At 66.9% G+C, this 18,762-nt stretch carries 15 protein-coding genes; 6 read left to right on the top strand and 9 right to left on the bottom strand.

The window, feature by feature from the left end:
* Positions 1-99 precede the first annotated feature (99 nt).
* From ABGB08_RS45625 to ABGB08_RS45640, 4 genes are all read right to left on the bottom strand, one after another.
* Positions 100-2,814: a LamG-like jellyroll fold domain-containing protein gene (locus ABGB08_RS45625; RefSeq protein ID WP_347604021.1), complete on the bottom strand. Its 2,715-nt coding sequence runs from the start codon at positions 2,812-2,814 to the stop codon at positions 100-102.
* A 141-nt stretch (positions 2,815-2,955) separates the two neighbouring features.
* Complete coding sequence (locus ABGB08_RS45630) at positions 2,956-3,666, bottom strand: hypothetical protein (RefSeq protein WP_347604023.1); 711 nt, start codon at positions 3,664-3,666, stop codon at positions 2,956-2,958.
* Positions 3,667-4,498: 832 nt separating this feature from the next.
* Positions 4,499-6,709, bottom strand: coding sequence for a DNA helicase PcrA (gene pcrA / locus ABGB08_RS45635; protein WP_347604025.1), 2,211 nt, complete (start codon positions 6,707-6,709; stop codon positions 4,499-4,501).
* Positions 6,710-6,718: 9 nt separating this feature from the next.
* A complete protein-coding gene (locus tag ABGB08_RS45640) occupies positions 6,719-7,585 on the bottom strand; it encodes a hypothetical protein (RefSeq protein WP_347604027.1) in 867 nt (288 codons plus the stop codon).
* 184 nt (positions 7,586-7,769) lie between these two features.
* On the opposite strand from ABGB08_RS45640, the gene ABGB08_RS45645 reads away from it, so the two are divergent.
* From ABGB08_RS45645 to ABGB08_RS45660, 4 genes are all read left to right on the top strand, one after another.
* On the top strand, positions 7,770-8,117 hold the full coding sequence (locus ABGB08_RS45645; RefSeq protein WP_347604029.1) for a hypothetical protein: 348 nt from the start codon (positions 7,770-7,772) through the stop codon (positions 8,115-8,117).
* A gap of 85 nt (positions 8,118-8,202) precedes the next feature.
* A complete protein-coding gene (locus ABGB08_RS45650) occupies positions 8,203-9,111 on the top strand; it encodes a M23 family metallopeptidase (RefSeq protein ID WP_347604031.1) in 909 nt (302 codons plus the stop codon).
* Between the two features lie 114 nt (positions 9,112-9,225).
* Positions 9,226-9,945: a PIG-L deacetylase family protein gene (locus ABGB08_RS45655; protein ID WP_347604033.1), complete on the top strand. Its 720-nt coding sequence runs from the start codon at positions 9,226-9,228 to the stop codon at positions 9,943-9,945.
* Between the two features lie 52 nt (positions 9,946-9,997).
* Positions 9,998-10,828, top strand: coding sequence for a methyltransferase domain-containing protein (locus ABGB08_RS45660; RefSeq protein WP_347604035.1), 831 nt, complete (start codon positions 9,998-10,000; stop codon positions 10,826-10,828).
* Positions 10,829-10,999: 171 nt separating this feature from the next.
* Here ABGB08_RS45660 and ABGB08_RS45665 read toward each other — a convergent pair whose 3' ends face one another.
* The 5 genes from ABGB08_RS45665 to ABGB08_RS45685 all read right to left on the bottom strand — a co-directional run bounded on the left by ABGB08_RS45665 (position 11,000) and on the right by ABGB08_RS45685 (position 16,466).
* Entirely contained in the window at positions 11,000-11,911 is a 912-nt protein-coding gene (locus tag ABGB08_RS45665; RefSeq protein ID WP_347604037.1) for a CPBP family intramembrane glutamic endopeptidase, read from the bottom strand.
* Positions 11,912-12,163: 252 nt separating this feature from the next.
* Positions 12,164-12,937: a neutral zinc metallopeptidase gene (locus ABGB08_RS45670; protein ID WP_347604039.1), complete on the bottom strand. Its 774-nt coding sequence runs from the start codon at positions 12,935-12,937 to the stop codon at positions 12,164-12,166.
* A gap of 221 nt (positions 12,938-13,158) precedes the next feature.
* Positions 13,159-14,619 carry a glutamate--cysteine ligase gene (locus ABGB08_RS45675; RefSeq protein ID WP_347604041.1) on the bottom strand — a complete coding sequence of 487 codons (1,461 nt, stop codon included), beginning with the start codon at positions 14,617-14,619 and terminating at the stop codon, positions 13,159-13,161.
* Between the two features lie 27 nt (positions 14,620-14,646).
* A complete protein-coding gene (locus ABGB08_RS45680; RefSeq protein ID WP_347604043.1) occupies positions 14,647-15,285 on the bottom strand; it encodes a response regulator transcription factor in 639 nt (212 codons plus the stop codon).
* On the bottom strand, positions 15,282-16,466 hold the full coding sequence (locus ABGB08_RS45685) for a PspC domain-containing protein (RefSeq protein ID WP_347604045.1): 1,185 nt from the start codon (positions 16,464-16,466) through the stop codon (positions 15,282-15,284). Before ABGB08_RS45685 ends, ABGB08_RS45680 begins: the two co-directional genes overlap by 4 nt.
* Before the next feature lie 768 nt (positions 16,467-17,234).
* Here ABGB08_RS45685 and ABGB08_RS45690 point away from each other — a divergent pair.
* Both ABGB08_RS45690 and ABGB08_RS45695 read left to right on the top strand, forming a co-directional pair.
* Positions 17,235-18,461 carry a hypothetical protein gene (locus ABGB08_RS45690; protein WP_347604047.1) on the top strand — a complete coding sequence of 409 codons (1,227 nt, stop codon included), beginning with the start codon at positions 17,235-17,237 and terminating at the stop codon, positions 18,459-18,461.
* Positions 18,451-18,708, top strand: a complete 258-nt coding sequence (locus tag ABGB08_RS45695; RefSeq protein ID WP_347604049.1) for a hypothetical protein — start codon at positions 18,451-18,453, stop codon at positions 18,706-18,708. The genes ABGB08_RS45690 and ABGB08_RS45695 overlap by 11 nt, the downstream gene beginning before the upstream one ends.
* Positions 18,709-18,762 lie beyond the last annotated feature (54 nt).

The raw sequence follows: 18,762 nt of genomic DNA on the forward strand, positions 1-18,762 counted from the left end.
ACGCGATTGGCGCGTTACGCCTGCTCAACTTCACCAACATCGCCGATGGAACCCGATGGGCACGCGACAACTTCGAACACCCACTGATCGCTCTCGGTCTCACGATGTGAGAACGCATTCAGCCCTGTGGTAGATGGCGTCGTTGAAGTGTTCCCATGACTCCACGAGCCACTGCTCCGGTCTGACCTCGGCCTGTGCCAGCGAGAATCGCAGGAAGGGCAGCACCCTGGAGAACACGCACCCGTTGAACGGCGACATCTTCCGCGCGGTGTCGCAGCGGATGCCGTACTTGACCCAGGGCAGCGCGAGCGAATACTTACCGGGCGTGATGTCCGTGTAGAGGGGGTTGGTGTTCTGCGCGTCGTACCAGGGCTGGATCTCACAGTTGCTTACCCAGTCCGGTCCTGACACGCCGGGCTGACTTTGTGGTGCAGTGAGCCAGAATTCAATCTCGTTGTTACTCGACGCGCGCCACGTGCTTAGCGGATTCGCCACGCCCACGGCCGGATCGGGGTCGGCGGCCGAGCGCCGCTGACATTTGGAAGAGACAGAGAGGCCGAAGCCGAGAGTCGGATTCAGGATACCGGAATTGAATTGCGTTCCACGGATCACTTTGAAGTCGTCTATCACAAGGCGGAGGCGAATTTCCCTACTCCCCTGGAAGGTGTATCCGATCACCGTGTAGCGGAATTTGATCTGATCGGTATACCGGCCGCGCGGCCCCGCTGAAGCATAGCCATGCCCAAACTTGCACCAGGCGAAGCGGTTCTTCACGAATCCATATTCCCGTTTCGCGGCTTGATACGACCAGCAATCACTTGCCTGATGGATCGGATCGGGTGTGTACGGGTTGGAAGCCGTCGCCGAGGCGATCCGCCCCGTCGCGGGGCGCTGCGGGGCTATGGGGCTGGCCGACAAACCGCCCGGCGGGGGCGTGCTGATGGGCGTTGCCATGTCCGCCTGAATCTCTGGCGCAGTGAGGGCCCGGTTGTAAACGCGCACTTCGTCGATCAGACCGCTGAAGTATTCCTGCCAGAATGTGTTGCTGCCCAGATGCATAGGCAAGCCGACTGAATCGAGGCTACCGGATTCGCTTGTCTGGCCGGCGAGTTGGCCGTTTACATACAGCTTGGCCGTACTTCCGTCATAGGTGGCGGCCAGGTGGGTCCAGGTGTTCAGCCCGATCGGCGAGGAGCCCGATGCGATGGTGTGGTTATCGGCGCCCTGCTGGCGTAGCCAGGCACTGGGGGGACCGTCGCCGCTGGAGTAGAGCCCGTAGGCCGATCCCTCCACGTGGTCCTTCATGATCACGGTCCGGTAGCCGCTGACCGAGTTGGGCCGTACCCATGCCTCGAGAGTCATCCCCGTGGTCAGTCTCAGCGACGCGGAATCGGCGATGTTGACGACGCTCGACGAGCCGTTGAACGATAGCGCGCCACCGTACTTACCAGCCGTCCACGCCGTGGCGACCGCGACCCCGTTGTTATTCGATCCCGAACTGTCCGTGACCGTCGACCCGGCGCCCTCGTCCATCGCGTACGCCGATACCAGGCCAGGGACAGGCGAAGGACTCGGCGAAGGACTCGGCGAAGGTGCTGGGCCCGCGACCGAGAGTGGTTGCCAGCCTGACCAGTCGCCGACGCTGGTGCCGGCAGTGGCTCTCGCGCGCCACCGCACACGCCAGCCCAGAGTCAGTTCGCCAGCCGGGACGGTGAGGGCGGCCCACACTTCGCTGCCGACACCGGTCACCTGTCCGGCCCAAATCTGCCCAGTGCCCTGCTCGGGGACGGCAGGGTCATGCTCGACTTCGAAGTCGACGCTCATCGACCTGCCCTGCTCGTCAATGGGCAACGCGCGAAGTTCCGGCGTTATCGAAGGTGTGGTGATCGAACCGTCCGGTGCCGGGCTGGAAGGATTAACCGACAGGTTGCCCACCACGGGTATGGCTTCCTCTGTGGGCGTCGGCATCGGTTCGCTCGTGCCCGTGTTCGGATCGACGCCATCGGGTGCGAACTCCGTGATCTGATTGAGATCAGCGGAGACCGTCAGGCCACTCTCTCTGGCATACGCCGCTTCCTGCTCGGGTGTGGTGTCAGCAACGCTCGGCGGTGCCATGGCAGCAGCTTCCGCCATGCCCTCCTCGTACGTGTGGTTATCTGGTAGATCCTTGTCGGTGGTGTACGACATGAACTCCAGGTCGGCGGGCTCGTACTCGATGAAGAGAATCGGCTCGTGGTTGGGCTCCCGGTCGTGCGTGCCGGTCTCCTGGGAGCGGTACTGCCGCCAGTTGATCACGGCGCTCTCCGAGGGGGCCATCATCACCAAGCCGTGGTTGGGGGTACCATCCACCCACCCCCGCACGATGTCCTCAATCGAGTAGACCAACTCACCCGCACCGGGACAGCCCGCCGTGTCGCTGTAGCCGTACGTCTCACCGACCTGGCCGTCCGTCGTGTAGCTGGGCTGGCCGCTACCCCAGGTCATCGTGTTGATGGTCATCTGCGAGGTCACTCTGCGGGTGACGACGCCGCTGCCGATGTCCCCGCAGTTGGTGTTCATCGTCCCAGCGCCGCCGGACCGGTAGTTCCAGAGCATGTAGTCGGCGTTGTCGATGGTCGCGCCCTCGAGATCGGTGCCTTCCGTGATGAACTTGACGTAGACACGGGCGACGTCCGCGCTCGTGGAGGTGGTGCCGACCCGCAGGTAGCCGTTGGAGTAGTTGGTCGAGGGGGTGTTCTTGGCGACAAAGGTGTCACCGGCCAGACCCGCGCCCAAATCAATGCTGTCCATGGACAACGTCACCGGGTAGGTCACGTCGGCGCGAGACAGGAAGGTCTGGTCCGGCCTGAGTACAAGACTTGGTGCCCGACGCCGTCTTCTGGACGGCGACCGGAACCTTTGCGGTCCGCCCGGCGTCGAATGACTCGGCCGCGACCGCGTCCACGGCCTGGACCGTCAGCGGCGCACTCTTCGCCGCACCCGGGCGGACTTCAGCTGCGGTGTGCTGCCGTCAGCCGCAGTGCCGTACGTCATGCCTTTCGGTGGCGTCACCGGCATCGTCAATGTCATCGGGGCTGTCGGGCGCTCCCGTAGCACGACCTCCTGGATGAACCCGTCGGGCAGGGCTTTGACGACCAGGTCCGCACCCTTCGCGACCGCGTCATGGTAGATGATCTTGCCACCGTCCACGGTCGGCGCAGGCAGCTTCTTCCCCCAGCCGACGACCGCCTTACCCTCGGCTCCGTCCGCAGTGACAACGGTCGTGGCGCCCTTGCCGCCAAACGTCAGCGGCGTCTTGACGAACGTGGCCGCGTACGTGCCGTCCGCCTGTTCGACGATCGTCGTGTCGATCGCCTTCCAGGTCTTCTTGCCGTTCTCGCCCTCCACCTCAAGATGGATAGGTGAGGTGTGAAGTTCGGCGTGGAGCGTTTTGCCGTCTATGTTGGCCCACACCTTCATGTTCTCGCTGAAGCGTGAGGGAACCTCGACACGCTTGCCCAGCTTCTTGGCCTTCGCTTTGGCCTCTTCCAGGACCTTGTCAACGGTATGGCTCCCCGTGGAAGGAGGTGCGACCGTGGTGGAGAGCTTTCCGGAGGCGAGATCCGCCATGCTTGGCGACGGAGGGGTGGCTGACGTGGGGTTCTGGGCGATGGCAGGGGCGCTCATCAGCGACAGGGGCAGTGTCAGAGCCGCGACCAGGGCGGCGTGACGGCGCGTTCGGGTGGTTGGGCTCGGCTTTCTTCGTGATGTGTCCAATTCCGGCCTTTCGAACGTATGTTTGCAAAACGGAGTAATCGCCGCATGTCCGACGATTTAAGTAAAGATCCTTTTCAGTAACGGGAAAGGCGGATTCCGTCAGCACCGGACTTGTGGAGGCCGCGTCGACGCTAGGGCGCTGCCCCGCATGGATGGCAGTCGGGCGGCCCTGGGAGCCATGAGCGCCCTCAGCAATCGGCCAATACGATCTATGCCGTCGTCGGGCGGGCAGACGTCCGGGATACACCGAGTCGGCCCGGTACTCCGGTCCGTGCTATGAGAACCCGGTCCTGCGAGCGACCGACGGAAGCAAGCTGGACCTGTTCGCCGCGCGAAACTCGGTGACTCGGCTGACTTTCGCCACACGCCTGGCCGGTGCCAGCGAACGGCGAGTCCCCGGCGCTGCGGATCGCCGGGCGGTAGGCGGCCAGAGTGCCTGGGCCGCTCGGCCTTGACGGAATCGGGTGGCCGCTGTGCCGCCGAGTTGTCCACAGGGGCCGGTTGGTGGCATCTGGTTACCCCTCTGGCGGCACCCGTGGGTATCGTCCCAGGTCAGGCCGTTGCCGCTGCCCTTCGTCCGGTGCCGATGGAGGTGATTCCGAACTCACCGCCGACGCGGGCGTTGTAATGGCATGGGAGAATTTCTCGTCCTCGAACCCGCCAGCGAGCGCGGCCGTGAGCGCAGGCGCGGGGTTGATCCCCGCGACCGCATCCCCCCACCCCTACCGCATGCCCCAATCCCCTACAACTTCTCAAGCTTGGCGTACGCGAGGATCAGTGTCTTCTGGCCTGAAGAGCCGAAGTCGATTTTGGCGCTGGTTTTGCCGTCCTTGCCCTCGATGGAGATGACGGTGCCGAGGCCGAAGGAGTCGTGGGTGACGCGGTCGCCGGGGTTGAGGTTGGGGATGTTGCGGTCGGAGGGTTTGGCGGGGGAGGTGCGGGCGGTGGCGGCGCGCCAGGCGTTCTTCTTGGGGTCGTTGCGCCAGTCGATCAAGTCTTGGGGGACTTCGCCGAGGAAACGGGAGGCGGGGTTGAAGGAGGGGGCGCCCCAAGAGGTCCGGACGGCCGCGCGGGAGAGGTAGAGGCGCTGTTCGGCTCGGGTGATGCCGACGTAGGCGAGCCGGCGTTCCTCTTCGAGTTCCTTCGGGTCGCTCAGGGAGCGCATGTGCGGGAAGACGCCGTCCTCCAGCGCGGTCAGGAAGACGACCGGGAACTCCAGGCCCTTGGCCGTGTGCAGGGTCATCAGGGTGACCACGCCGCCGTGGTCCTCGCCTTCGGGGATCTGGTCGGCGTCGGCGACCAGCGAGACCTGCTCCAGGAAGTCGACCAGCGTGCCCTCCGGATTGGCCCCCTCGAACTCGGCGGCAACGGAGATGAGCTCGTTCAAGTTTTCCAGCCGGCTCTCATCCTGCGGATCGCCCGAGGTCTCCAGCTCGGTCCGGTAGCCGGTCCCGGCGAGCACCTCTTCGGCCAGATCGGAGAGCGGCAGCTCCTTCGCCCGCAGGTCGTCGAGCATGACGATGAACTCCTTGATCGCGTTCAGCGACCGGGTGGCCAGCGCGGGCGCCTCGCCGGCCCGGCGCAGCGCCTCCCAGAAGCTGATCCGCTCCCGCCCCGCGAACGCCTCGATGGTCGCCTCGGCCCGATCCCCGATCCCCCGCTTGGGCACATTGAGAATGCGCCGCAACGACACGGTATCGCCGGGATTCGCCAGCACCCGCAGGTACGCCAGCAGATCCTTGACCTCTTTACGCTCGTAGAACCGAACCCCCCCGACCACCTTGTACGGCAGCCCGGTCCTGATGAAGATCTCCTCGAACACCCGGGACGCGGAGTTGGTCCGGTAGAACACCGCCACCTGCCCCGGCGTGATCTCCTCCTCGTCGTGCAGCCGATCGACCTCCTGCGCGACGAACATCGCCTCATCGTGCTCGTTGTCCGCCACATACGCCACGATCTTGGGCCCGGCACCCTGATCCGACCAGAGATTCTTGGGCTTACGACTGGCGTTCCGGGAGATCACCGCATTCGCGGCGTTCAGAATCGTCTGCGTCGACCGGTAGTTCTGCTCCAGCAGGATCGTCTTGGCCAGCGGGTAGTCCCGCTCGAACTCCAGGATGTTCCGGATCGTGGCCCCCCGGAACGCGTAGATCGACTGATCCGCGTCCCCGACCACGACCAGTTCGGCGGGCTCCACCGGCTCCCCGTCCACATCCGTGGTCCGCGTCCCCACCAGCTCTTTGACCAGCGTGTACTGCGCGTGGTTGGTGTCCTGATACTCGTCCACCATGACATGCCGGAACCGCCGCCGGTAATGCTCGGCCACATCCGGGAACAGCTGGAACAACGCCACCGTGTTCATGATCAGATCGTCGAAGTCCATCGCCCCGGCCTCGACGAGCCGCCGCTGATACAGCTTGTACGCCTCCGCGATCTGCTTCTCCAGATGCGTCTGCGCCTTGTCCGCCGCCGTGTCGTAATCGACCAGCTCGTTCTTGAGGTTGCTCACCTGCGCCGAGAACGACCGCGGCGGATACTTCTTCGGATCGAGGTCGAGTTCCCGGCACACCATCGCCATCAGCCGCTGCGAGTCGGCCTGGTCGTAGATCGAGAAACTGGACGGCAGGTCCAGCCGCTTGGCCTCCCGCCGCAGGATCCGCACGCACGCGCTGTGGAACGTCATCACCCACATCGCCTTGGACCGCGGCCCGACCAGCTTGTCGACCCGGTCCTTCATCTCCTTGGCGGCCTTGTTGGTGAAGGTGATCGCCAGGATCTCCCCCGGATGCACGTGCCGCTCCGCCAGCAGATGCGCGATGCGATGCGTGAGCACACGCGTCTTCCCCGACCCGGCCCCCGCGACGATCAGCAGGGGCCCGCCCTGATGAACCACGGCCTCCCGCTGCTGGGGATTGAGGCCGTCTAGCAAGGGGTGGGTTACGAGGCTCGACACTCCCCTAGGTTATTGCCGCCGACCGACAACTCGCTGCGCCCCAGCGGAAGACTCCCCCCGAACCCCTTCGATGAAGCCGCATTGGCGGGTAAGGCCGGGATCGGGATCGAGGTCGGTGTCCAGCATGAACCCCGGGACATATCCCCACGCCTCCAGCTCTCGCTTCCCAGCCGAATGATCGCCCTGGGTGTAGTACCAAATGTCGTTTCCGCCCTGATGCCGTTCGCCCTTGGCCCAGCACACGAACCAGCTCGGATTGGACTCCAACTGGCCGACGATCACCCCGGCGCGCGGGAATTCGTACACGTCCGCGCCCGGGGTGTTCGGGCATTCGTACAGGCCGCTCCAGATCTGTCCCTGCCGGGCGTCGGTAATCGTCGTCGAGGTGGGCGCGCATCGGGGCACCGCGTCCCCGGGCGGCGCGGCGGTGTTGACGAAAGGCACCTCGGCGGAGGATCGGGTCAATCCCCAGAGCGCGCCCGCCAATCCGAAGGCGACGGCGATCACGACCACGCCGATGGGCTGGCGTTGCCGTACCGGGCGAGGAGCAGGGGTAGGAGAGGTTTCCTGGTTGGCCAGGGCGGACCAGGCCGCGTGCCAGCGGCGGGTCTGGTCCTGGACCGTCTTCGGGGAGCGTCCGCCGTGGGTCAGGCAGGCCTCGACGAAGCGCAGGGTCGCGGCTTCCGGCGGGCGGCTGAGCGGGTTGCGGCCGATCAGGTTGGAAATCGCCGACGGCGCGAGGCCGGAGTTCTTCGACAAGGTCGCGTATTTGGGGCGACCGCACCACGCGTGTAATTCGCGGAGTTTCTCGGTGAACTCGGGCCAGCCGGCCGCGCCCTCCGGGGTGGGCGGAGGCGGATCGTCACTGACGGCCATGGGACCTCCGTTTCGGCACGGTCATCATGCCGGGCGCGCAACCCAGAATCAACCGATTCTGAACCAACCCCCTCACCTGGGAGAACGCCGTTCAGAACGGTTCTGGGCGGTTACCCCCTGACGTCCGCCGCCCACCGCGTGCTTGATTTCGGTCAACACCCCGACGAGTCACGAGGAGGACTCGATGCGTACAACCGCCCGGCTCGTGCTCATCGCGGCGATCACCTTCTGCGCGGCGGCCATGCTCCCCTCGGCCGCTCAAGCCCTACCCGGCCCGTACGTCACCACGTACGCCGACGCACCCGGACGCCCCCGCCCCTGCCTGAACGACACCCCCACATGCCGCCCGGTCGGCATCGTCAAGCGGGGCTCACACCTCGGCTACTGCCAGACCACGGGCGCCACCGTCATCCTGGGCGGCTATGTCAGCAATCGGTGGGTCATGACCGACCTCGGCGCGGGCCGCGTCTTCATCCCCGCCCTCTATGTCGACAACTGGGACTTGGTCTCCATGAGCCTCCCCTACTGCTGAACCCCTCCCCAGCACCACCTCTCGTACCAGTCACGCCCGCAAAAATTCACGCTTTGTTGAATTAATCTGGAAGGAAAGAATCCCGATGTCAGCTCTCTCCCTGCTCCGCCGCCCGGCATTCGGCCGGTCCGTCCTGCTCGCGCTCACTCTGGCCGCGGCGGCACTGCCCATCGCCACCCACACGGCAGCCTCCGCCAGCGCCAAGGTCGCCATGACCGCCCGCCCCGACTTCCAGCTGCCCTTCCCCTGCGGCCAGCAGTGGCGCCTCGACACCTGGGCGCACTCCCCCGCCCTGGACATGGTGAAGGAGCCCAACCAGGTCGGCACCGAGGGCGCGCCGTTCGTGGCCGCCGCCGGCGGCCGGGTCGTGCAGTCGTTCTTCCACTCCAACGCCGGCAACATGATCCAGATCGACCACGGCGGCGGCTGGTTCACCACCGGCATCCACCTCCAGTCGCGGGCCGTCGGCGTCGGCGCAGTCGTCTCCAAGGGCCAGGTCATCGGCGCCGTCGGGCGAACCGGGCCGACTTCCAACAACCACCCGCACCTGCACTTCGAGCAGGCCTTCGACAGCAACGGCGACGGCGTGGCCAGCTGGGGCGCGGCGGGCACCGAGCGGGTCTCCCAGGTGTTCAACGGCGCCACCTACGGCACCGCCAACAACCAGACCTACCGCAACGTGAACAGCTGCGGCGGCACCCAGCCCCCGCCCCCGCCGGCCAAGTACTACGTCGACACCTTCGCCGCCGCCCCCGGCTACTCCACGCCCGGCGGCACCCGCACGGGCACCCTGAACGCGGGCACCAACTACGTGTTCTGCAAGGTCTGGGGCCCGATCGTGCAGGTCGGCAGCGCCTACAACCACTGGTGGCTGAAGACCGACCTGGACAGCGGCAGCCCCTGGCAGAACCAGTACGTCTCCGCCTACTACCTGACCCGCTGGGGCAACGACGAGGCCAAGGACAACAACGGCGTCGTCATCCGCGACTGCTAGACCCCTTTCCTCCTGGTACGGCTTCCGCCCGCGTGGCGGGAGCCGTACCGGCATGAGAAGGAATTACCGCCGGGCCTGGCGAGTTGGCGCTGGAGACTCAAGGAGGAAACGCCCGTGTTGGATCCAGCGGACATCGGCAAGGTTCTGGTCGTCACCGCGCACCCGGATGACATCGACTTCGGCGGTGCCGGGACGATCGCGGCCTTCGTCGATCGCGGCGTGGAGGTGGTGTATCTGCTGGCCACGTCCGGCGACGCGGGCGGTTTCGACCGTACGGTAGGCGCCGAGCACATGGCCGAGATCCGGCACGCCGAGCAGGTCGCGGCGGCCAAGCAGGTGGGCGTCACCGACGTCCGCAACCTCGGCTACCCGGACGGAATGCTCGAACCCACCCTGGCCCTGCGCCGCGACATCGCCCGCGTCATCCGCCAGGTACGGCCCGACCTCGTCATCACCTCCACCCCCGAACGCAACTACGCCCGGATCGGCCCCAGCCACCCCGACCATCGCGCGGTCGGCGGCGCGACCCTGGACGCGGTGTATCCGGACGCCCGCAATCCGTACGCGTTCCCCGAGCTCCTCAACGACGAGGGCCTGGGGGCTTGGACCGTCCGCGAGGTGTGGCTGATCGGCTCACCGTCACCGAACCACTATGTGGACATCACGACCACGGTCGACCGCAAACTCGCCGCCCTCCGGGCCCATGAGACCCAGACCGGTCACATGCCCGACCTGGAGAAGATGGTGAGGACATTCCTGGCAAACAACGCGAATCAGGCGGGCCTGCCCGACGGATCGTTCGCGGAGGCGTTCCAGGTGGTGCCGACCGGCTGAGGTCCGGCCGGATGGGCCGGGAAATGTCGGTGCGGAGGCGTAGGGTCGCGGCGTGAGTGAAGAGGCGAAGGCGTATCTCGCGGGGGTCTTCGACCGTGCGGCGCCCGATTATGAGCAGGTCGGGGTGGACTTCTTCGGTCCTGTGGGGGTGCGGCTCGCGCAGCACGCGCAACCCGGCGAGCGCGTGCTCGACGTCGGCTGCGGCCGGGGCGCGAGCCTGTTCCCGGCGGCCGAACGTGTCGGACCCGAAGGTTTCGTGCACGGCATCGACCTGGCGCCCGGCATGGTCCGCGAGGCCGGCCGCGACATCCAACGAAGAGGCGTGAGCAACGCCCGGGTCACCATCGGCGACGCCGAATCCCTCGACTTCCCCGACGCCTCCTTCGACGCGGTCCAGAGCGGCCTGGTCCTCTTCTTCGTCCCCGACATGCCCCAAGCGGCCGCCGAGATCGCCCGCGTCCTCCGCCCCGGCGGACGCCTAGCCCTAGCCACCTTCGCCGAAGACCGCGAAGAAGACAAAGCCCTCCAAGCCACCCTGCGCAACCTCCTCACCCCCTACCTCCCCCCACCCCCGGCCACCTCCACCGACCAGCCCACCCCCTCCGAACGCCTCCGCACCGTCGCCTCCCTCCACGACCTCCTCAAAGACTTCACCGCCATCGAATGCACCGACCACCTCCAGGAGATCCTCTTCCCCACCCCCGAGCACTACTGGTCCTGGCTCTGGTCAGCCGGCATGCGCGGCATGATGGAATCCATCCCCCAATCCACCCTCCCCGAGGCCCACCACACCTTCACCCAAGGCCTCCACTCCCTAACCACCCCCAACGGCACCCTCACCTACACCATGCACCTCCGCTTCACCACCGCCATCCGCCCGTAGCTCCCCAGTGCGCTCACTGTGGATCGATCGCGGCCTCGGCGAAAGTGACCGGTGATACGACGAGGGCCATCGACTGAATGAAGCAGCGTTCCGCCCAGGCCAATTCGCCGCCAGGCGGAGCCAGCGCGCACAAGTGTCTACAGCCCTGCCGTAAAACGGTGCGCGCGCTGTCTAGGACTCCGACCGGGCATCGATGCGCCGGGCAAGCCGGGCTGCCGCGTATCCGAATGAGTTCGTAGCGATGTGGACCAACGCGGGCGCCAACAGCCCGCCTCTTCGTCGCAGCCCCAAGAAGAGGCCCCCGACCATGGATGTGGCAACTACTGTTCCGATGACCAAGCGCGCGAGATCGGCCTTGCTCTTTCCCTCATCGGCCGTGCTCGGGATCTGCCCAGCGCCCTCTTCCCCGTCCACATTGACCGCACTCGGGACCTGCCCCTCGCCCTGGTCCCTGGAGGCGTGGACTGCATTTGGCATGTGCGTCCGGTCCTCCTTCCCCTCCGCGCGTGAGGCGTGTGGTCCTCGATCTGCATCGGATGGGCTGAGGTCGGGGGTTGGATCGAGGCCTGCTCCGGCCAGGCGGGTGAGAGAAGGGTTGGCGCGGGCCATATCGAGGGCGGGGAGAATGTGCCAGAGGCCGAAAAGGGCGGATGAGATGGCAGCCGCTGTTCTCGCTCGTGTCATACGGGACAGCAGAGCGGGGAGAACGCCTCGGAAGGCGATTTCCTCCAGCATGACCGTGCCGACCGGGACCTGAAGCAGGGCCTCCTCCAGGAGACGACTACGAGAAAGGGCGAGCGCACGTTCGTCCCGGAACAAGGACCGCGTTCGAGGCAGGCCGATTCCAGCCGCATAGGTGACGGCGACTGCTACCGCCAGCCCGCCGCCCAGCGCCGCACCTTCCTTCCAGCGTTCGAACCCGAGTTCTTCACCCCGCACCCCTTCCCGGAGCGCAATCCCCAGAAGCGCCCCCGTGGCCAACGCCGATGTCGCCGGGGCCCAACGCTTGGCAACGACGTTGTTCATCACGTTCGCGCCAGCCAGCACCCCGCAGCACACCGCAACAGCCTTCATTCCCGCCATCGAACTTCCTCCCGCCATATCCACGACGTTAGCCCGGTGCAGTGATCACAGGTCAGGCGTCAGGAAAGGCATTGTCGTAGGAACGAGCGAGCAATCCCACAACTGACTCCGCGTCAGCCCGGTACGCATCAAGGACGGCTCCGCGCCACCGCGTGAGCAGCACGCAACCGACTCAGCGTCAGTCAGCAGGTCGTGGAGGTTGGCGCGTGGTGGAGGGGTCAGCCCGTGGTGAGGGGTAGGCGCGTGATGGGGTCAGCAGGCGGAGACGCCTTGTTGGTAGCCGTTGACGAAGGCGGAGATGCGTTGTTCGGCGGTGCCGTGGGCGCCGGGTTCCCACCAGGCGTCGGTGGGGTCGCCGGCGGCTATCAAGTTGTTCATGACTTCGGAATCGTCGCCGGGGTCGGCTTTGAGTTGCTGGGCTTGGATGAGGGCGCCGAGGGTGCCGCCGGCGTAGCAGTCGGCTTGGAGTTCGCGTTCTTTGCTGAAGTTGAAATTCTGGACGAGTTGGGCTTGGACGGCGTGGCCGAATTCGTGAGGGATCACGACGTATACGGCGGCGTCGCCGAGTTGCTGGTATAGGCCTTGCAGCCAGTTCGCGTCGAAGGCGATGAAGTGTCCGTCGGAGCAGTAGAACGCGTTGTTTGGGACGGAAGGCTCGCCACCGCAGGTGGGACCGTCAGTACCGTTGTAGGGGACGAAATCCCGGACGGGCTCGTAGGTTCCCCCGCTCGCCTGGAACTGGCGGACCCAGAAGTTCTCGGTCAGGCAGCGGGCCAGCCGGACGTCGCTGGCGAATGTGTCACCGGCCTCATCGCATCCCGAGGACGCACCCGCCGCGTTGGGGTCACTGGAGGTGTCGGATTCCGATCCCGCGCTGGGATCGGCCTCGCCTGACGCGGGCGCGGTCCAGGTCTCGGCCCGGTTCGCCGACCCCGGCGAATCGGCCCCGGTGACGGCTCCGCATGCGGAGACTGGCAGAACAGCACACGCCGCGACGATGACAGCAGCAACTCTTCGAGCGAACACCCCTTAATCGTGGCCCGAACACGCCCGTCAAATCAGCCAAAATGACGACATCTCCATCACCACCGCGTAACAGACCGACGAGTACGTGGGCCAAGTGCGGACGGGCTCGTTGGCATGCTTCTCCGCCAACCACCCAATAGCGAGCCGACCGGTTACATAGGCCGGGTGCGCACGGGTTCGTTGGTGCGTATCACCGCCGCCCGTGAATAGCGGGCGACACGTTACACAGGCCAGGTGTGGACGGGTTCGTTGGTGTGCATGTGGGTGGTGTAGTGGAGGGTCATTTGGCGGAGGGCTTCGTGGTCGGCGCCGAGGGTGTGGAAGGTTTGGGATTGCCAGGTGGCGCCGGTGGTGTGGGTGAGGCAGCGTTGTTCGATGATGCCGAGGAGGCGGTCGCGGTAGGCGGGGGCAACGCCCCATTTGTCGAGGCCCTCGTGTGCCAGGGGGAGCAGGCGGCGGAGGATGAGTTCGGAGGCGGGGACTTCGCCCAGGCCGGGCCAGTAGAGGCGGGCGTCCAGGCCGTGGCGGGCGGCGGTGCGGAGGTTGTCTTCGGCGGCGGCGAAGGACATCTGCGTCCAGACCGGGCGTTCCGCGTAGGGGAGGACGCGCATCAGGCCGTAGTAGAAGGCGGCGTTGGCGGCGATGTCGACGACGGTGGGGCCGGCGGGCAGGACGCGGTTCTCGACGCGGATGTGCGGGAGGCCGTCGGCGACGGCGTAGACGGGGCGGTTCCAGCGGTAGACGGTGCCGTTGTGGAGGGAGAGTTCGCCCATGGTGGGCGTGCCGCCGCTGTCGAGGACCTCGCGGGGGTCCTCGTCCTCGCACATGGGCAACAATGCCGGGAAGTAACGAACGTTCTCCTCGAACAGGTCGAAAACTGAGGTGATCCAGCGTTCCCCGAACCACACTCGGGGGCGTACGCCCTGGGCTTTGAGTTCTTCCGGCCGGGTGTCGGTGGCCTGTTCGAAGAGGCTGATGCGGGTTTCGCGCCAGAGTTCCTTGCCGAACAGGAACGGGGAGTTGGCGGCCACCGCGACCTGGGCGCCGGCGATGGCCTGGGCGGCGTTCCAGTGGGCGGCGAAGGCGGGCGGGGTGACCTGCAGGTGGAGTTGCACGCTCGTGCAGGCGGCTTCGGGGGTGATGCTGTCGGCGTAGGTGTCGAGGTGTTCGACGCCTTCGATGTCGATGTGCAGGTCCTCGCCCCGGGCGGCGAAGATCTGCTCGTTGAGCAGTTTGTAGCGGGGGTTGGCGGAGAGCGTCGCCTCGTTGACGTCTGATTCGCGGAGGGTCGGGAGGATTCCGACCAGGACCATATGGCCGCCGACGGTTCCGGCTCGCTCCTCGGCGTGGTTGAGCTTGTCGCGAACCGACTGTTCGAGGGCGAAGAGCCCGTCCTCGGAGAGGTCCTGGGGCGCCACGTTTATCTCGACGTTGAACTGGCCGAGTTCGGTCGCCCAGTCGGGTTCCGCGATCGCGGCGAGCACCTCGGCGTTCTTCATCGCGGGCTCGCCGCGCTCGTCGACCAGGTTGAGCTCGATCTCCAAGCCTGCCAGCGGCCGGTCGGCCTCGAACCGCGACTCCCGCAACATCTGGGCGAGCACGTCCAGCGACCGCCGAATCTTGTCGCGATATATCCGGCGGTCTTCCCGGCTGAACGTTATGGCAGGTACGTCACGTCCCACCTGGTAAGCGTCGCACGCGCGGCCGGATCAGACCAGGCGACGGGCGGTGGCCCAGCGAGAGAGTTCGTGCCGGTTGGAGAGCTGGAGCTTGCGCAGCACCGACGACACGTGCGTCTCGACCGTCTTCACCGAGATGAACAGCTCTTTGGCGATCTCCTTGTACGCGTACCCGCGCGCGATCAGCCGGAGCACCTCGCGCTCGCGGGTGGTCAGCGAGTCGAGCTCGGGGTCGATCGGCGGGGCCTCCGTGGAGGCGAAGGCGTCCAGCACGAACCCGGCCAGCCGGGGTGAGAAGACCGCGTCGCCCTCGGCCACCCGGTTGATCGCGTCGGTCAGCTCGGTGCCGTTGATCGTCTTGGTCACGTAGCCGCGGGCGCCGCCGCGGATCACGCCGATGACGTCCTCGGCCGCGTCGGAGACCGACAGCGCGAGGAAACGCACCTGGGACCCCGCCCCGAGCACCCGCCGGAGCACCTCCTGGCCGCCGCCGCCCGGCATGTGCACGTCCAGCAGGACGACGTCGGGTTCGAGTTCGGCGATCGTACGCACGGCCGTCTCCACGTCCTCGGCCTCGCCGACGACCTGGATGGACGGCCCCAGCTCGGCGCGCACCCCGGACCGGAACAGCCGGTGGTCGTCCACGATCAGCACACGTACGGTCTTCATGAGGTCCTCTTCATCGTCAGCATGATCTCCGTGCCTTCGCCGGGCGCGGTCTTCACCCGGGCGCTTCCGCCGTTGCGTTCCATCCGGCCGATGATGGACTGGCGGATGCCCATCCGATCCTCCGGCACATCGTCGAGGGTGAAGCCCTTGCCGCGGTCCCTGACGAACAACGTCACCTCGTCGGGTTCGATCTCCAGGTAGACCGACACGACCGGGGATTCAGAATATTTCGCCGCGTTCACCATCGCCTGCCTGGCGGCGTGGAGCAAGGCCGAGAGGCTTTCGTCGAGTTCGCAGTCGCCGACGCAGACGATCTCGATGGGCACGCCGTGCGCGTCCTCCTCCTCGGCCGCCACCCGCCGGACCGCCGCCGCGAGCGTCGCGTCGGCGTCCTGTTTGGGCTGGTAGAGCCAGTTGCGCAGCTCGCGTTCCTGGGAACGGGCCAGCCGGGTGACCTCGCGCGGGTCGTTGGCGTTGCGCTGGATCAGGGTGAGGGTGTGCAGCACCGAGTCGTGCACGTGCGCGGCCACCTCGGCCCGCTCCTCCTGCCTGATGCGCTCGGTGCGCTCCCGCTGGAGCTCCTTCCACAGGCTGGCCAGCCAGGGCGCGGCGATCAGGCCGATGCCGCCGACCACGACCGCGGTGAACATCAGGCCGGTGCTGGCCTGGGCGAGCTGGTCCTGGGCGACCAGGAAGCCGATCGCGCCGACCACGACCAGCAGCAGGCCGACACCCGCGCGCACCCAGGTTTGCCGGACCTGGCCGACGGTGCTGTTCATCCAGCGCTGGCGGCTGGCGGGGTCGGCCTGCTGCCAGAGGATCAGGGAGCCGATGCCGCCGATCGCGATCGGCCAGGTGGCGACGCCGCCCGCCGCGGCTCCGCTGAGCAGGCCGATGGTGGCCAGCACGAAGGCGACCAGGCCGTAGGCGGCCACCTGTCCCCAGTCGCGGCCCCGGTCCACGCGTTCGGAGGGCTCTCGGGGGGTGAACATCCAGAGGGCGGCGTACGCCACGATGCCCAGGCCGTCCAGGACGGTGAGCAGCACGAAGGCGAGCCGCAGCACAACGGGGTCCAGCCGTAACTGGTCGGCCGCCCCCTGCGCGACTCCCGCCACCACACGCCCGGACATGGGCCTGGTCAGCTTGGGAAACGCCGGTGTGGCGTCAGGAATCTCAGACATCGCCTCTGCATCGTCACATCTCGCACCAGAGTATGCATCAGGGCACGTCCCTGAGACCGAGTTCAGGGGTTCCCCCGATGGCAGCAACCCACCCGCAACGGCCACGATGGGACCATGACCGAAGCACCCTCGTCCGGGCCGAACCCAAAAGACCCGAACGCGGCGACCCCACATATCGCCACACCCCACACTGCAACGCCTGACACCGACACCGGCGTGGGTGAAGAGGGGGTGTCCGGCGCAGAGTCCATCGCGGGCTCCGCCGCGGACTCGGCTGCGCCGCCAGCCGGGGGATCTGGCGCAGCATCCGCCACGGAATCGGTCTCGCGGCCTATCGGCGAATCCATCACGGAATCGAGCTCCCAGCCCACCCATGAGGCTGACGCGAACTCCGCCAACGAATCGGCCTCCCAGCCTGTCGGTGGATCCGCCACGAAATCGGCCTCCCGGCCCGCCCACGGACCCAACGCGCACTCCGCCGACGGATCGGTCTCCCAACCCGCCCAGGGACCCGACGGGAACTCTGCCGACGAATCGGTCTCGCAGCCTGTCGGTGGGTCCGGTGCGGAATCGGGCTCGCAGGTTGGTGGGGCCATGGAGGCGCCGCGGTTCTTGCAGCGGAGTCGTGATGGGCGGATGTTGACGGGGGTATGTGCGGGGCTTGGGCGGTTTTCCGGGATGGATCCGGTTTTGTTTCGGGTCGGGTTCGCGGTGTTGGTGCTCGGGTCGGGTATTGGGATTTTTCTGTATATCGCGGCGTTCTTGTTGATGCGTGAGCCTGATGGGCGTCCGGGCTACATGGAGCAGTGGACGCGGCGGATCTTCGATGCGGAGACGGTGCTCGCGCTGCTCACGGCGGTGTTCGCGTTTGGGCTGATCATCAATGTGGCCTCCGGCGGGATCGGCCGGGGGACCATCGTGGTCGGCACGCTGCTGGCGATCGCGCTGCTGGCCGCCCACGCGCGCGGCATCGATCTGCTGGCCATGGCCAGGTCCATCCCGGAACGCATGACCGGCCGCCGCGGCATGACCCGCGCCCCGGAAAGCGCCTTCGCCCGCCCGTTCGCCCCCTCGCCGTACGCGATGCCGGAGCCCGCGATGCCTCCCTCGCCCGGCCCGTACGGCTCCCCGCCCCCATACGTCGCACCACGCCAGACAGGCGGTTACCGGAGATTGTCCGACCTGGCGCGCGAAGCCCGCAGCGCCACGTTCGCCCCTCCGGCAGCCCCCCAGACCGCCCCGCAAGCCGCTCCCCCGACGGCCCCGCGACCCACTCCCCGGCCGTACAACGCGGGAGAGCCGTTCGCCCCGCGCGGGCCGTACGCACCGAAAATGCCGGAGCGGGTCCAGCCGAGGCCGCCGAAGGTCAAGCAGAAGCGGCCCAAGTCATTCATCGGCGGACTCACCATCTGCCTGGCTCTCATCGTTGGAGGGATCATGGTCGCGGTCCAGCAGTCCGGGACCGGTTCGATCAGTCTGCCGGTCGTCGGCGGGGCCGTTCTGGTCACGATCGGCGCGGGCCTGCTCGTGGCCACCTGGTTCGGCCGGGGCGCGGCCCTGGTCGCGGCGGGCACGATCGTGTCGCTGGTGCTGGTCGCCGGATCGAGTGTGAGCGGCATCCCGCGGAAGGTCGGCAGTTACAGCTGGCATCCGGTGGACATCACGCAGGCGAGCCGGACGTACACGGTGGGCATCGGGGAGGGCCGGCTGGATCTGAGCGATCTCAAGCTGGCGCCGGGCGGCAGGACCAGGTTCGACGCCACCATCTCGGTCGGGCAGCTGATCGTGTTGCTGCCGGCGACCGCGCGGGTGGAGGTGTTCGCCTACACCCGGCTCGGCGATATCAAGATCGACCACAAGGTGGACAACGGCGCGGACGTGACCGTCAACCGGGTCCTGGAGCCGGAGGTTCCCCCGGTCGACGGCGACGCCTCCACGATCGAGCTGCACGTCAAGGCGGGGGTCGGCGACGTGGAGGTGCGCCGTGCCGCCTAAGGATCCCGGCGAGGAGACCAATGTGTGGGCCTCGCCGCCGCAGCCAGTTGAAATTGACAAGCCGCAGCGCCGGGTGCACCGGACCGACTGGCTCGCCCTGCTCTGCGGCCTGCTGTTCATCGGGTTCGGCATCCGCTACCTGATCCCGCCGAGCCCGGATCCGGTGCTCATGGTGCCCATCCTGCTGATCGGCCTGGGTTTCGCCGGTTTCATCGGCATTCTCAGCAAAGCCATACGTAAGCGGTAAGGCACGCGTTTGGTCATGTGATCGGCTAGGCGCGGCATGGAGGGTTGACCGCGA

This window comes from Acrocarpospora sp. B8E8 (genome assembly GCF_039871605.1).
In the GTDB taxonomy this organism is placed as follows: domain Bacteria; phylum Actinomycetota; class Actinomycetes; order Streptosporangiales; family Streptosporangiaceae; genus Acrocarpospora; species Acrocarpospora macrocephala.